The organism is Paenibacillus sp. J31R34 (assembly GCF_059383715.1).
Genome location: NZ_JBXENU010000005.1, coordinates 385,476 through 401,582 on the forward strand (window position 1 = coordinate 385,476; position 16,107 = coordinate 401,582).

The 16,107-nt window shown below is 46.6% G+C and carries 11 protein-coding genes; 8 read left to right on the forward strand and 3 right to left on the reverse strand.

The genetic code is table 11. The annotated features are described in order from the left end of the window. The first annotated feature begins 245 nt into the window (after positions 1-245). The 7 genes from mle to AC50YG_RS16720 all read left to right on the forward strand — a co-directional run bounded on the left by mle (position 246) and on the right by AC50YG_RS16720 (position 10,610). On the forward strand, positions 246-1,079 hold the full coding sequence (mle, locus tag AC50YG_RS16690) for an alpha/beta fold macrolide esterase (RefSeq protein WP_494828116.1): 834 nt from the start codon (positions 246-248) through the stop codon (positions 1,077-1,079). Between the two features lie 303 nt (positions 1,080-1,382). Continuing rightward, positions 1,383-3,617: a helix-turn-helix domain-containing protein gene (locus tag AC50YG_RS16695; protein ID WP_494828117.1), complete on the forward strand. Its 2,235-nt coding sequence runs from the start codon at positions 1,383-1,385 to the stop codon at positions 3,615-3,617. A gap of 435 nt (positions 3,618-4,052) precedes the next feature. After that, positions 4,053-5,657: an extracellular solute-binding protein gene (locus tag AC50YG_RS16700; RefSeq protein WP_494828192.1), complete on the forward strand. Its 1,605-nt coding sequence runs from the start codon at positions 4,053-4,055 to the stop codon at positions 5,655-5,657. A 98-nt stretch (positions 5,658-5,755) separates the two neighbouring features. Next, positions 5,756-6,652: an ABC transporter permease gene (locus AC50YG_RS16705; RefSeq protein WP_494828193.1), complete on the forward strand. Its 897-nt coding sequence runs from the start codon at positions 5,756-5,758 to the stop codon at positions 6,650-6,652. A gap of 45 nt (positions 6,653-6,697) precedes the next feature. Further along, positions 6,698-7,573 (forward strand): carbohydrate ABC transporter permease, encoded by an 876-nt coding sequence (locus AC50YG_RS16710; protein ID WP_494828118.1) that lies wholly within the window; start codon positions 6,698-6,700, stop codon positions 7,571-7,573. A gap of 26 nt (positions 7,574-7,599) precedes the next feature. Further along, positions 7,600-8,550: a sugar phosphate isomerase/epimerase family protein gene (locus tag AC50YG_RS16715; protein WP_494828119.1), complete on the forward strand. Its 951-nt coding sequence runs from the start codon at positions 7,600-7,602 to the stop codon at positions 8,548-8,550. A 296-nt stretch (positions 8,551-8,846) separates the two neighbouring features. Continuing rightward, positions 8,847-10,610 carry a hypothetical protein gene (locus AC50YG_RS16720; protein ID WP_494828120.1) on the forward strand — a complete coding sequence of 588 codons (1,764 nt, stop codon included), beginning with the start codon at positions 8,847-8,849 and terminating at the stop codon, positions 10,608-10,610. Between the two features lie 454 nt (positions 10,611-11,064). Here AC50YG_RS16720 and AC50YG_RS16725 read toward each other — a convergent pair whose 3' ends face one another. From AC50YG_RS16725 to AC50YG_RS16735, 3 genes are all read right to left on the reverse strand, one after another. Then, entirely contained in the window at positions 11,065-12,312 is a 1,248-nt protein-coding gene (locus tag AC50YG_RS16725) for a hypothetical protein (protein ID WP_494828121.1), read from the reverse strand. A 127-nt stretch (positions 12,313-12,439) separates the two neighbouring features. Further along, on the reverse strand, positions 12,440-13,048 hold the full coding sequence (locus tag AC50YG_RS16730; RefSeq protein WP_494828194.1) for a YdcF family protein: 609 nt from the start codon (positions 13,046-13,048) through the stop codon (positions 12,440-12,442). Between the two features lie 42 nt (positions 13,049-13,090). Continuing rightward, positions 13,091-14,419, reverse strand: a complete 1,329-nt coding sequence (locus AC50YG_RS16735; protein ID WP_473761255.1) for a TrkH family potassium uptake protein — start codon at positions 14,417-14,419, stop codon at positions 13,091-13,093. 393 nt (positions 14,420-14,812) lie between these two features. Here AC50YG_RS16735 and AC50YG_RS16740 point away from each other — a divergent pair, with 393 nt between their 5' ends. Beyond that, on the forward strand, positions 14,813-16,048 hold the full coding sequence (locus AC50YG_RS16740) for a DUF445 domain-containing protein (protein WP_494828122.1): 1,236 nt from the start codon (positions 14,813-14,815) through the stop codon (positions 16,046-16,048). Positions 16,049-16,107 lie beyond the last annotated feature (59 nt).

Consider the following 16,107-nt stretch of genomic DNA (forward strand, 5'->3'; position numbering starts at 1 on the left):
GGAATGGAGGGTTACGTGTGTTAAACTAATTTTTCGGTTTTTAGCTCTGCACAAGGAATGGAATAGACGTGTTACGGCTATGTTCTGTGCGTAGTAATCGGAGAATGGTTTACCTCATGGTAACCTTATTTAGTTATATGCGAGTAGTGGTTGACGATTCGTCAGCCGCTGCTCCTATTCTCGATTACTGGAAGCACAGCCAACTGGCCTGTGTTTTTTATTTTTAGTAATGGAGGAATTATAAAATGAGTGAACAACTACTAAATATTAACGGTGTTAAAATATGTACGGAAAGCTTTGGGGATCCCGCTCATCCAGCTCTTTTGCTCGTTATGGGAGCCCAAGCGTCAATGGTGTGGTGGGAAGATGAATTTTGTCAGCGCCTTGCAGCTGCAGGACGTTTTGTTATTCGTTTTGATAACCGCGATGTTGGGCGTTCTACCGTATACGAGCTTGGGAAGCCGGGGTATAAGTTTGAAGATATGGCTGATGATGCGGTTGGTATACTTGATGCTTACAGCATTAAGCAAGCGCATATCGTCGGTATGTCTATGGGAGGCATGCTAACGCAAATACTCGCTCTGCGTCATCGTGAAAGAGTGCTTACCGTCTCGCTTATTGCAACATCCAATTTTGCAGAGGGTCTTCCTCCAATGGAAGAGAAGGTGGCGCAATTTTTCGCTCATTCTGAAGAGATCGACTGGTCTAATGATGAGGCTGTCATTTCTTTTTCAGTTAGTAAGTGGAGAGTTCTAGTGGGCTCAAAGCATCCACTCGATGCGAATCGAATATATCAGTTGGCTAAACAGGAGGTAGAAAGAAGCAGCAATATGGGGAGTATTAACAATCATAGCGTGGTGACAGGCGATTTTTCCTATTTGGCTAGAACGGCTGAAATCGATGTCCCCGCGCTCATCATACACGGCACAGAGGACCCGATTATTCCTTATGAACATGGAATTTCACTTGCGAACACGATCCCAAGCAGCTTTCTGCTTACCCTTGAGGGCTCAGGACATGAAATTCATCACTGCGAATGGGATAAGATTATTGATGCTATCATTAACCACACGTTATGATGGAATTCATTATAAACGATGCTTAAGATGCGTTGGATTTAATGGCTGCGGTGGGGTACAATAACGGATGCTGTAAGAACATATGAGAGCAGTGGCGACGATTCGTCAGCCGCTGCTCTTATTTTTAGTTTAAGGAAGTAAAGAGAATGCTTCAGCATGATGCTTATTAATCAGCTTTTGAAAAGTATTTCGATTCAAGATGGGCTGTGCTACAATAGAATCACAAAGTAAACCGCTTAACCTTGGATTTTTACGACAAATGGTAACGCTTACAATAATTTTACTCTTTGTAGGGGGTTGAATATGCTTAAGCTTAACAACTGGTACTTCCGGTTGCTTGTATCTTATTTTCCAATTTTGGTGCTTACCGTGTCAATGATCATTTTTTTATCGTTCATTGCGGTGAATGAAATATCGCGGTCTGAGACAGAAAAAGCAGACAGTGTCACCACTGGCTATGTGGTGGATGGTGTCGAACGAGCTATCCGCGGGGTGGAGTATGATGTGATGAATGAGGCGGTCAAAAATTCGAACTATGCGGGATATTTAAATGGATCGATCGAAACAAACGTCAGATACGCCGTCGTTCATAGCTTGCGCTCGCTTAGGGAGGGAAGCGATCTTATCGAATCCATCTACCTGTATAGGGAATCTGACAATATGGTGCTGACGGAAAGCGGGCAAACGGAGCTCAATGAGTTTGGCGACCGTGATTTTGTGCAGCAAGCAAAAGCCAAACGTGATTATCAAGGGTGGTCGACAAGCCGTGAATACCGTGAATACGAACACCTGAAGCCAGTGAGGGTCATTACAATGTATAAGCGGGCTCCTTTTCCGTTTGGAAAAGAAGGCTTGCTTGTCATTAATGTGAATTTATACGCGATTGAGCAAATAATAGAAAACATGACGAGTCGTCAGGTATCCTTCATACGAATTACAGATACGGCTGATAAGCTTATCTATCCAGTGAACAATAGCGCAGATGTGTCCGACGGCGGCAGCGTACTGACCACAATTCAGTCAGTTTCTTTAGGCTGGACGTTCAAAAGCGGTATCCAAGCGGGCCAATTGCTCGGTTGGGTATCAGTCGTCTCGTATGCATGGGTCATTATGGCGGTTCTGACCTTTGTAGTGGCTATAATTTATATTATTTGGGTGACGCGCCGCAATTATAAGCCGATTCGTCTAATGATGAATCGAATACAGGCGCTGCAGCTGCGGAGCGGCGACGGAGGAGCGGTTCTGACAGATGATCTAACGATGATTGACCGCGCTCTTGAAAATTTAATCGTTCAGTCGTTGGATCACGAAAAGAAGCAGCGTGAAAGCATGATGCTTCAGCGCAGGCAGCTTTTTAACGAGCTGATTAGTGGGGAGCAAAATGGGCATACGAACGAGCGGATGCAAAAGCTGGCATTGCTGCCGGACGCTGGACGGTATGCCGTTATGGTTGTGAAGCTGAACCGTTACGATGAATTTCAGTCTGAAAACACGCTTAATGAGCAAAATGTTCTAAAATTTGCGCTAGGAAATGTCATGCAAGAGTTGGCGCAAAACGAAGGCTTGCAGGGCTGGGGAGAATGGCTGGCGCCGGATCTTATCACCTTTGTGTTCGCGGTTTCGAATGACGATTCCCGCATGCAGGATCAGCTTCAGGCTTCTGCTGTCGTTGCGCGGCAATGGGTTGGGGAGCATTTGCGGTTTAAATTGTCGATTGGGATTGGTTCTATCGTAAACGAATGGAGCCGAATCGGACAATCCTACCGCGATGCCCTAACCGGTATGGAATATCAGCTCTGCATCGGAACTGATGCGATTACGTTCAGCGGTGATATTCCACTGGGAAGACAGCACGGTACGTTCAATTACATCCAAATGTGTACCGATTGTTTGCAGGAATTCAGACTGACCAATGAAAGCTGGCGCAATACATTAGAGCAATTGTTCAAACGACTCAGTACGGAAGCGATCAAAGATGAAGATATTCATTCGCTTATGCAGCTCTTCATGCAAATGCTGAGTCGTGAGCTGAAGGATTTATCAGAATCATTGAATGAATGTTTGGATGGAGAACGCACATCTGCGCTGCTTGCCAAACTAAAGACAGCCTCGACTTTGTTAGAAATGAAGGAACTGCTGCTAGAATATTTGGCTGATCTCTACGATGCTTATGTGGCCATGAGTGAGACGAAAAGCTACAAAACGATGATAACGGATATGAAGGCCTACATTCAGGAAAACTTCGCCGATCCCGATCTGTCCCTCAATCATTTGAGCGACCGCTTTCAAATATCGGGCAAATATGCAAGCTACCTGTTCAAGCTGGAGTACGATATGAAGTTTGTTGATTTTCTTGTTCAGCTTCGCATGCAGCAAGCGGAGCGCTTGTTGGTGAATACCGATGAGACGATTCAAGGTATTGCACTCCAGGTTGGCTATGCGAACTCCATTACCTTCGGCCGGGTATTCAAACGAATAACCGGTGTAACGCCGGGCGAATTCCGAAAGCTTAAAATGCGTCCTTCAGCTCTAAACTAATGTGTGCAGAGAAATAGTCGTTCAGCTCATCAATCACACGTAAATGCGAATGGATGAGCTTTTTGTAGAAGCAGCAGTTCGAACAGGAAAGCATGTTCGAGCGGCTGCTTCTTTTTGTTTAGCACGAATCGAGTTTATCATCGGAAATGGCTTTATGACGGGCTTTTTCGGCGTTTATGGAAAACGGTTTATATCGGGAAAATGATCTATTCTACTCGTCAAAAGCCTTACTGGGCAAGGGTTCTGCGTAACGGTTTGCCGCTCCGAAACTGGTTTATTGCAAGCGTACTATATACCGTGTCATACTGAGGCCACTTCCTAATCACGGTTAGCAAGCGACAATTGAAAGCGCGTTCAAATGTGCTTCATTTTTTCGGTTAATAATCGAGTGAAGGTAGCAAAATAAAGGAAAAGAAAGAGGGGTTGAATCAAATGATGAAAGTTGTGAAGGGGAAAAAGAAAGCCAGCGTTTTGTTAGCACTTACGCTTGCAGGTACGATGATTCTTGGTGCATGCGGCAGCAACAATGAAAAGGGTAACGAAGCAGCAGGGGGCGAAGCGACCTCCGGCAAGAAAGTTACACTTAAGGTGGAAGTATTCGATCGGGGCAATACTCCTTCTGGTTTGACTATTACAAATAACTTTTTAACGAATTACGTTCAGGACAACTTCGGCACGCCAAATAACATTGATGTTCAATTTGTTCCGATTCCACGTTCGGAGGAAATTCAGAAGCTTAACGTTCTAATGGCGAGCGGAAGTGATGTTCCGGATATCGTATTCACATATGATTCGGGTACTTTTTACCGTTACGCTCAGCAAGGCGGTTTGACTGACCTTAGCGAGCTGCTCGATCAGCATGGTCCAAACCTCAAAAAATTCCTTAGTGATGAAACATTGGCTTACGGAAACTATAAAGGCCAGCAATTTGCACTGCCAGCGAAACGTTCGCATTTGGGGAAATATGCATCTTTCGTTCGTCAAGACTGGCTCGACAAGCTAGGCCTGCCTGTGCCACAAACGACAGATGAGCTTTACACGACTTTGAAAGCGTTTAAAGAAAAAGATCCGGGTCAAACGGGCGGCAAAGTTATTCCGCTCGGTATGGCACTAGCATCTGCTCAATATGAGCCGCTCCTATGGTCCTTCATTCAACCTGTTACTGACGAACAGCGCTACACGCAGATCCAACAGCTCGGATCAAATGACTTTCCGATCCTGCTTCCTGGCTTCAAAGACGGTTTAAAATTCATGAATAAGCTTTATAACGAAGGACTAATGAGCAAAGACTTTAGCCTTGATGAAGACAAGAAGAAGTTGAACGAGGATGCGTCTAAGGGCTTGGTCGGTTTCTTCAGCGAAGATGATATGAACCCATTCTACCCAGATGGCTTGTACTCGACGCTGCAAACGAACATTCCAGACGCGAAGCTGTCCTCCGTTGATGTGTATACAAATTCTGAGGGCAAGCATCCGAAGCCGGAATACGCGCCAGTTGGCATGTATCTCATGATTCCGAAAAGCAGCAAAAACGCGGTTGAAGCAATCAAGTACTTGGATTGGATGGCTTCGGGAGATAATCTGCTTGCCATTCAAAACGGCGTAGCAGGCGAAAATTACACACTGAAGGATGGTATCCCGGTATTAAATGAAGATGCTCCTACAGATGTGAAAAACCGCGTATACAACGGCGGTGACATGGCCATTATCTCCAACGGAAAGCAGTTGGGCGATTCAGAGCGCAACGTTGAAGCATATGTTCAAGGGATGCCTGAGAAATTCCAAGAAGAAACTCGCAAAGCACTGACGATTTCTAGATCGGATACAATTAAGCCTGTCTTGTTCGACCATCCGATTGAAGCCCAAGCCAAATATGGTGCGGCGCTGCGTGACAAGTTCAATGAAATTGTCGTAAAAACAACGATGGTGAAGCCGGATCAATTCGAAAGCACATTTGAATCGATTATGAAGGATTATATGGCAGCCGGCGGTCAAGCGATTTTGGATGAACGCACGAAAGCTTATGAGGCTATGAAATAAATAGAATGCCTGCAATAAGCAGCTCGGGGACGATGGATATATCTAAAGTCCCGTCTCCGAGCTTAATCGCAAGCAGATAGGAGTGGATTATATTGAACATGCGCGTGTATTTACGCAGATACTGGCAATTATATATGCTGCTTATTTTACCGGTTGCATATTTCTTAGTTTTTAAATATGGACCGATGTATGGCATCATTATTGCATTTAAGGATTTCAACTTTTTCCAAGGCATTAATGGTTCTGAATGGATAGGGCTTGATGCTTTCAAGGAAGTATTCGCAATGGCGGACTTTTACAAGACGCTGCGCAATACGCTCATGCTTAATTTCTTGGACCTGCTTGTATCTTTCCCAGCTCCTTTGTTTCTCGCAATTATGCTGTATGAGCTCAAAACGGTTTGGTTCAAAAAGATTTCACAAACGATTTTGTACATTCCGCATTTCATTTCGTGGGTTATTATCGGCGGGATCGTCTACCAAGTGTTTGGTACTCAATCCGGTATGGTAAACAATTTCATCACTTCGCTAGGCTTTGAAGCGATTCCTTTTCTTACGGACAAAAACGATTGGTTGATTACGTATTTGATCGTTGGTGTATGGCAAAGCGCGGGTTGGGGGACGATCATTTATTTGGCGGCTCTGACAGGTATCAACAGGGAGATGTTCGAGGCAGCTGACGTCGACGGAGCGGGCAGATTGAGAAAAATTTGGAGCATTACGCTGCCATCCTTAAAACCGACGATTGTTACCCTCCTTATTATTAACGTGGGCAATATGATCGCCATCGGATTTGAACGTCCTTATATTATTGGTAATACCGCTGTACGGGATTATTCGGATGTGCTCAGCACCTTCGTATACCGTATCGGCATTGAATCTGGACAATACACGCTTGCTACGGTCGTCGGCTTGTTCCAGGCAGTTGTCGGTCTTGTGTTTGTATTAGGCGCCAACTACTTATCGAAAAAACTGGCAGACCAAAGCATTATTTGATTATAAACTTTTATTTTGATGCAGATTGGAAAGGAGCGATAAGACATGAGAGATCAACAAGCCAGCCGATCCTTTGATATTGTCAATACGATCGCCATTTTATTATTCGTGCTGCTATGCTTGGCTCCGTTTCTTCATATAATTGCCATTTCGTTAAGCTCAACGCGTTCCATCATGTCTGGCGAGGTCAGCCTTTTTCCTGTCGAAATGAACTGGGATGCCTACAGCAAGGTATTTTCAGATAAATCGATGATTCGTTCACTCGGTTTTACCGTTATACTGACGGTATTATTTACAATCATGTGCATGGTAATGACGATTGCGGCGGCCTATCCGCTTGCCAAAACGAAATTAAAGGGTCGCAAGCTAGTCATGTTCGTTATTATCATTACGATGTTTTTCAGCGGTGGACTTATTCCGGAGTATATGCTCGTTCGTAATTTAGGCTTGCTCGACTCGATGTGGGCGCTTATGCTGCCAGGTCTCATTAGTCCGTTTTATATGATTATTTTAATTACGTTTTTTCAAAATATTCCCGATTCGCTGGAGGAGTCAGCAGAGATTGACGGAAGCTCGTACCTGCGCACGCTGGTTAGCATTATCGTACCTCTTTCGCTGCCTGTTATTGCTACATTAAGCTTGTTTTATGCAGTAGGGCGCTGGAACGGTTTTACGGATACGCTTATGTATATTACGAGCCCGGAGATGTATCCGCTGCAATTAAAGCTTTATCAGCTGGTTCAAAACAACATGGTCAGCGAGCTGCTCGTAATGGAGGGCGCAACCGGACAGGCGAAGCTGCAGCCGGAAAGCTTGAAGGCGGCGAGCGTTATTTTCGCAACTGTGCCAATTATGATTGTCTATCCGTGGCTGCAGCGGTATTTCGTTAGCGGCGTCATGCTCGGGGCGGTCAAAGGTTAAACGATTCTATATTTCAGGAGGAGCTTATGGGAAAGGATAAAGGTCAATATTCGTTCTCGACATGCTGGAATATTAAACGTCATGATGTCGGCAGCAGCATGATCGATGAAATTCGGGAACTCGGCTTTCGCTACGTGGAGCTGAACTATAACGTAACACAGGAGCTGCTGACGACGATCGAGCCTATGATTGAACGGGGAGAAATCGGAGTATCGAGTGTCCACAATACGTTTCCGCATGTTGCTGATCCCGACTATGGTACCGATTCTGTGCTGCTTGGCTTTGAAGACGAGGAAAAGCGGCAGCGTGCAATCGAGCTGCTGATTCGTTCGGCAGAATATGCGAATCGCTATGGGGCGAAGGCGGTTGTCGTGCATCCGGGAGAGGTGCCGTTCGACTATAACATCGATAATGAGCTTAAAAAAATTTACCACGATCAAGGTCCGGAATCCTCCGCTTATTTAACGCTGTGGAATGAGATGCTGGAGCGAAGGGAATCGTTGTCGGAACATTACCTGCAGCGCATTGGCGATAGTCTAGAAGACATATGCGACCAGATCGCGGCTAAGGGCTGGGACGTATCGATTGGCATCGAGACGCGTTCGCGGTGTTATCAGATGCCAACGCTGCGCGAGGCGAAATCGGTGTTTGATCGGCTGAAGGGCGCCCCAGTCGGCTTGTGGTACGATTTTGGCCACGGCATGATGATGGAGCGTATGGGCTTGTACGATAATGCACGGGATATGGAAGCCATTAAGGACAATGTGGTCGGTATCCATATTCATGAGACGGTCGGGTTGTCGGATCACTGGTGTCCGTATGTACACAGTGGCGATATGAACTATTTCGATCGCTTCCTCCCTATCATCGAGGCAGCCCCTGTGAAGGTATATGAGTTAAAAGCAGCATGTACACCGGAGGAAATCGAACAGAGCCACGAGCTGCTGCTCGCCAAGCTGTCTGAGCGCAAGGTGTAGGATAATGGACAGACCGCGACAGACCGCGCTGCCGGACTGGACGGTCTTACGCTGCCGAAGTGGTACAAGGCGCAAGGGCAGTATGATGAAGAGACGAATGTACTAGTTCGGGCCTATCAGTAGGCGTATCATCGGTTCACGCCATCGTTTGAGTTCGTTCCTTACGAGCTTGCGGAGCGTGAGCCGTTGTTCGTTCCGTGAGAAACGTTATACGAAGAAATACCTGGGCGCATTGAGGCAGAGCTGGCTATTATTAGGCGTTCGCGTAACGGATCAACGGAGAATGAGGAAGGAAGATGAACATGCATGAGAAGCTGGTTGCCGTCAATGATGGCTGGGTAAAGCAAGGAATCGACAATCAAATAATGGACAGCGGCAGCCGCTTCTACGGCGGTGTAGCCGATCCAGACAACGGGGTTGCTTGGCCGACCCACATGGGAACGCCAACGTTTATGGCGCTATGGGCATGCTCACTGGTTGATGAAAGCTCCAACTATTATCATGACGAACAGCTGCTGCGGCGTTTGGAGCTGGCGGCGGCCTTCATTGTCCGCGAGCAGCACGAGGACGGCACGATATCGCCGGGTTGGACCAATATGCATTCGCCGCCGGACACCGCCTTTGCCGTCGTTGGACTTGCTCAGCTGCTTGAACTGCTGGTGAAGCATGAATGGGCTGCGCTGGAACGGGCTAGAGCGGACATTAGAAAGTTTCTCGAGCGTTCTGCGCCGGCATTGCTGACCGGCGGCTGCCATACGCCGAACCATCGATGGGTGCTGACAGCGGCGCTTGCCTTCTTGCACAGGCTGACTGGCAATGCCGAGCTTATAGCTCGCGCTGATCAATGGCTGGCTGAAGGTATGGATTGCACGGAGGATGGTGAATGGACGGAGCGCAGCAATGGCATCTATAACGGCGTAAGCGACGTCATGCTGTTCCATGCTGCTGAGCTTCTTGGCAGGCCCGAGCTTCTCGAGCCGGTTCGTCGCAATTTGCGGATGATGGCTTATCTCATCCACCCGGATGGAGAAGTTGTTACGGATTATTCTGGACGCCAGGACTTTGGTCAATTGTTTGATATGTCCAGCTATGCACTTGTATCCAGCTTTATGGCGCATCGCGATCAGAATCCTTTGTTCGCAGCCTTGGCTGAGCTCGGAATCAAGGCGCTTAACCATCCGGGACCGATCCCGAACAATGTTTTGCTCGGGTTTTTGCTTCATCCGGAACTGAGAGAGCCGGGTGTGGAAATCGGCAGTCTACCGGATCATTACCGGGTTGTCATCAATGGGAAATTTAATCGGCAGCATTATTTAAATCAGATGGAGTCGGCCGGTCATGGCGGAAAAATCTATCACAGCCGTCTGCATCCCGAATTCGGTGCACCGGTTGCCCGGCAGCGGGAAGGACGAACGAGTGTTACGGTCATGGCGGAGACGAATTCGTTTTTTGCACTTCGTCATGGAGCAGCACGGCTGCTTGGTGTGCAGGTCAGCAGCTCGTTCGAGCCGGGGTTTATCAAAATGAACGATATGGAGCAGCTTGAATCCGGCTTTGTTTTGAAGGGTACGGAATCAAAGGGTTATTACGGACCGATCCCAACGGATCTTCTGCCTGAAATAGCGAGCAATGCTGTCAGTCCGTGGTATTTGCTGCCGCATCAGCTGCGTGAAGTAACACATCTTCAGCAGCACGATGTACGAATTGAGCTCATTGAAATGCCGGATGGCTGGCGAGTCCGTGTTCAATGCGACAAGCCGGACGTGCTTTTGACTCAAATTTCCTTCGTATTCGGAAAGGAAGGGCAATTGGCTGGCGGCGAACGGGCCTCTGCCGAAACGGGCACGCAATTTTGGAAAGCAGGCACTGTAAAATTTACGGCTGGCGAAGATTGGATTGAAATGGACGGCGGTGCGCATGAACATTGGGCTAAATCTATTCGCGGCGCTGCATTCCCGGTTGATTGCCAGACGCTGGTTGTAAACGTGCTGACGCCTTATGACCGCACGTTTCATATCCGGTTGTCGCCTAGTGATGACAATAGGACGAGCCGGCAGTAATTTTATAGATAGCTTGGATTGATGAAAAAGGCAGTCGCTAGTCATGAGCAAGATGAATGACTAACGGCAGCCTTTTTGAAATATAAGAAATAATAAGTAATAAGTATCACCCTTATAAATGGGCTTATATTTCACTCTCGAAATGGTAGCTTTGCCGCCAGAGGACGGCGAAAGCCGTTTACCTTTAGTCTAGGCGGACCCAGCAGCAGCTATTTGCTCATTTTAGGCGATTTTGGAGGGTGAACGGACAGGAAAGCCGTTAAGACGGTTTTTCTGGCTATAAATGTTCATAAAGTGGCCGATTAGCTGCTGCTGTGTCCGCAAACCTGCTCAGTTCCCTCAATTTGCAACAAATAGCTGCTGCTGTGTCCGCCAAATGCCTATTTGATATTCTTTTGTTGCTACAGCCATCATCAGTGCGCGTCCACGCTATATTTGATCCTTTTGAGCTCCATTATTGAAAGTCAAAAAATACTTCCTCATCTTCAATGATGATCCACGGGTTTTTATCCAAATCAGCGACATTTTGCAGCGTATATTTTAGATAGAAAATGTCGTCCTTCCAATATTCTTTGACATAGACGGCTCTTAAGGTCGATTCGCCTTCAATCTGCTCTGGCAAAGAGATGTCCACACCAAAATAGTCTTCCTCACCCTTATCGCGATAAGGGTTGTTCTGCAAATACTTTAACCGAACGGAGTCCGAGGTTTTGCCAAAGTAGGCACTTGATTGCAGCTTTTTAAAGGCGTCGAATGAGGCGCATGATTGTGTACAGGCTTTCGTTCGTTCCCGAGAGTGGATTCTAAAATCATAATAGCTTTGCAACGTTTTATTAATGGCATCCTCTTCATCGTTCAGAGCAGAAGGCTCAGCGAGCTGTTTTTTTCCAGCATAAGAAGCTTGAAAATTTTCGATTTTATTAATTTTATCTTTAGGAAGTACAATTGTACGTTGATTGATATTGTCAAAACCGATAAAATAATCTGCTGAAATATCTAATTTAATGAAAGAGGCGAATGTATTATCTTCAAATGTAACTCTAGACATTTCGATTGAGCGCTCATTTTTTTGATATTCGGTGAGATTGATGTATTGTGCATGTATTCCAAAAAGATAAATAGATACTGAAATCGTGAAAAATAATAGGGTAAAGTAAGTTGCTTTATAAGTTATCGTCATTTTTATGGATTTTGTTAGCGCGTAAATGCCATATAAAATAAAAGAACAAATGAAATAAAAAATTAAATACTGAGTATATAGAGATACGGAAGGATTCCAATGAAAAAGCAAGTTTTGCAACAAAACAACTAGCATGAAGGAAAGTGTTGTAATAATGATATTCACAATCTGAATGAACGGATGGCTCCGATTTTTTAGTACAAAGCTAAACAGTTTTCTTATTTTTTTTCTAGAACGATGAATAGCAGGGCCAGTGAATTTTGTCTTTCTGCGCTTTTGAGTTGAAAATAGTGCTATAAATAAAAATGAAAAGGATAAGACCAGTGTTATATAAATACCATTGATTAAATAAAGATTCGTGGAAACAGGATAAACAGTCAAAAAATCTTTGAAAATAAATAATTCTCCTGTGAAACCACTAAAGGAGCCCTGTACATATAGAAAACCAAAATAATAAACCACGAATGGCAAATACCACAATTCCTTAAAGATTTCTAGCAGGTTCTTCAACTTATCAGGCATTCAGCAATCTCCCTCACAGCATCTTAGTAAAATAGTCCTATCCTTTTTATCGGATTTCGAATGCCAAAAATGTATAATACTAGTTTTTTTGACGCAAAAAAATACCCTGAGGGCTGAAAGCATTCAGCTAGCTCAGAGCATATATAATGCGGTAGCCTGTATAATAAAACAGCTCACGGAAGAAAAAGGGAAGCTGGGTTCGCAGGCTGCTGTATGCGGAAGTCGTTGTTGGGGAGGAGTAGGCGGTCATTTCCAGCTCGCTTGCCATCTTGAGCGCACGCTTCATATGCAGCGGATCACTGACGATTATAAAGGATTCTAGCGCATACGGCTCTGCAGCAGCTAACGCATATTTGAAATTTTCCTCTGTAATCTGCGATTGGTCTTCAATTAGAGTATGCTCAGGCTGCACGCCTTTTTCAATTGCATAGCTCCGTGATACTTCTGACTCTGCAAGCTCATCCACAGACCCGCGTCCTCCGGTGAAAATAATATACTCGGCATAGCCCAGCTCATACAGCTTTATAGCATGGTTCAGACGCTCCCGCAGCACGGGCGATGGCTGATCGCCCGAGACCGCCGTGCCGAGCACAAGGATGGCATCAACGGGCCTGGCCTCATCCTTCATGCTGAAAATCCATATTTCGCTCGAGAACCAGCAGAATAACCCAACTGTAGCTGCTGCAAAGCATAACACAAGCGTTCTGATTTTTTTCGAAACGAGCCGTTTTCTCATCACTTGCCCTTTCCTTATAAAATAATTTTGCCTCGCTGGTTGTTAGCCGATCATAATTTTACCTTCCGGATAGCGATACAGCTCCTTCTTCTCCTGCGTTGGAACGAGTGTAAACGCCAGCGTCAGCGGCCCAAGCCGCCCAGCGAACATCATAATAATAATCAGAACTTTTCCAATAACGGTCAAATGCGGCGTCAAGCCAAGCGACAGTCCGGTCGTACCGAAAGCCGATGTCACTTCAAATAGCAGAACGAGGAAATCGACATCCTCGGTCGTAGATAAAATCATTGTAAATAAAATAATCGCCGCCAGCGAAGCAATTGTAATCGTCAGCGCCTTGTACACCCGGTCCTTCGCCAGTCTTCTGCGGAAAAAAACGACATCCTCGCGGCCGCGAATCATCGCAAACACCGCTCCTATAAGAATCGCAAACGTCGTCACCTTAATGCCGCCGCCCGCAGAGCCTGGTGACGCACCGATGAACATGAGCAAAATAATGAGAAACTGCGTTGCATGGCGCAGCGACGGAATATCAAGCGTATTGGCGCCGCCCGAACGCGGTGATATACTTTGGAACAATGAGCTGTACAGCTTGCCGCTTATGCTAAGCGGCTCAAGTGTTTTGGTATTCGTAAACTCAAAAATAAAAATAACGGCAGCACCTGCAATAAACAAAATGCCTGTCGCATACAGCACAACCTTGGAGTGAAAGGATAGCTTGCGCGTTTTGGGGTAATCCCACATTTCCGCCAGAACGATAAAGCCGATACCGCCGAGAAAAATGAGCGCAATGACGATCACATTAATGATTGGATCGTTGACATGATTGACAAAGCTGCTGAACGGACCGTTCATCGGTCCCATAATATCAAATCCAGCGTTGGTGAACATCGACACGCTATGAAAAATGCCGAAGTACAGCGCCTTGCCGAAGGGCATTTCCGTTGACCAGCGCAGTGCGAGAACGAGAGCACCTACCCCTTCGATCGCAAAAGCATAAATGAGCACGCGCCGAATGAAGCGGACGATCCCTTCCAGCGAGGATTGATTCATTGATTCCTGCAGCAGCAGCCGCTCGCGCAGCGATATTCGTTTGCGCAGGGCAAGGGCGAACAGCGTAGACATCGTCATAAAGCCAAGCCCGCCAATTTGCATAAGCACGAGAATAACGAGCTCGCCAAAGGTCGAATAGTGGATGCCGGTATCGACGACGACAAGCCCCGTTACGCAAACAGCGGAGGTGGCTGTGAACAATGCGTCAATGAGCGGCGTTGCGTGATGATTTGCCGAAGCATGAGGCAGGGAAAGCAATAGAGTACCGGCCGCAATAATCGCGAGAAAGCCGAGCGTAAGAATTTGCGGCGGAGTCATTTTTAGAAAAATGGTTCTTAGTCTGAGCACACAGGTAATCTCCTTTATATGTAACGAAACAATGGTGTAGTTGAAAAAAACGAGCAGTTGTCGTCATTAACCGACAACGCCGTTTGTGCTTGAAATATAAAATCAATAAGGTTTACTCTTATTAATAATGTTTATATTTCTACGCGAAACGAGCTTGTGCTGCCGAAGGCAGGCACAGCCGTTTGCGCTTGAAATATAAGATCAATAAGTTTCACTGTTATTATAACGCTTATATTTCTACGCGAAACGAGCTTGTGCCGCCGAAGGCAGGCACAGCCGTTTACGCTTGCCACCTCATTATCTGGTATAATAGGCCAATATGCAACAGGAGGCGCTGGGGTGCCGCGATTAGGGAGGACAACGATGAAATCAAGATATATAGCAGGGATTTCGCTTGCCGTTATGGGGGCAGGCTTTATTACGACGAGATGGTGGCTGCCAGATAACGCATGGACGCATTTGCTGGAAAGCGGCTTTGAAGCAGGTCTGGTCGGCGGGATTGCCGACTGGTTTGCGGTGACAGCCCTGTTCCGCCATCCGATGGGCATTCCCATTCCGCATACGTCCTTGCTGCTCAAAAACCGGAGGAAAATCGAGGGCTCGCTCATCAGCGCCATGGAAAATGAGCTGCTGAATAAAGACAGCATTACCCGCAAGCTGTCGGGCTTTCAACTGTTCGCAGGTGCTGCATCGGCAGCGACCAAGCTGATTGGCAAGCGCAGGTTCAGAATGTCGGCAGTCGATTTTGCCCAGTCGGCTGTAGAGCGATTGCCTTTGGAGCGTATTAGCAGCGTGCTGCATGGCTTTTTGGCGGATTATGTGAAAAAGCAGGATTTTACGCCAATCGTTCGCAAGCTGGCGGATCGTTTCGTCCATGAGCGCTGGGATGAACGGGCGCTGGATTATGGCCTTGAGCATGTGGGCCACTGGATTCGCAAGCGTGAAACCGAGGAAATGCTCGGCAAGCTCGCCTTTAAGAAGCTGGAGGAGCTTAAGGTCGGCGGCTTCATGGGTTTTGCGCTGCAAGCTTTCGTCGGCTTTATGAACGAGGAGAAGCTCGGTGGTTTGATTCAGAACATGCTGCTCTCTACGATGCAGGAGCTTTCTTATCCTGGAAGCCCGCATCGGCAGAAGCTGCTGCTTGAGGTAAGAGCCCAGGCGGAGAAGCTTGCTGATAACGAAGAGCTAATGCTCAAGCTGAAGCAGCTTATTGAACAGGGTGTGAACAGCGTTGAAACGGAGCGTTTCATCCATTTGCGTCTGGAGGAGCTGCGGCAGCTTGTGCTGGACAAGCTGGAGGAGCAGCATCGCAGCGGTGGGCGCGCGATTGTGCAGGGATACCGTTTTGCAACGGATTATTTGAACGGCAAACAAGAGATGCTAGCCAATTGGGAAAACGGCATTCGCGGATATCTCGTTCGACTTATTGAGAACAATCACTATCGCATCGGTGCGCTTGTTCGAGATAATCTTGAGCGAATGGATGACAAGGCACTCGTCTCGATGCTGGAGGAAAAGGTCGGCAACGATTTGCAGTGGATTCGCGTCAACGGCGCATTATGCGGTTTTGTCGTAGGCGTCATTTTGTCCTTTTTCTAACAGGAAGCTCGGCTATTTACATTTATAGGGGACAGCCTGAATCTTTTGTGATAAGATCA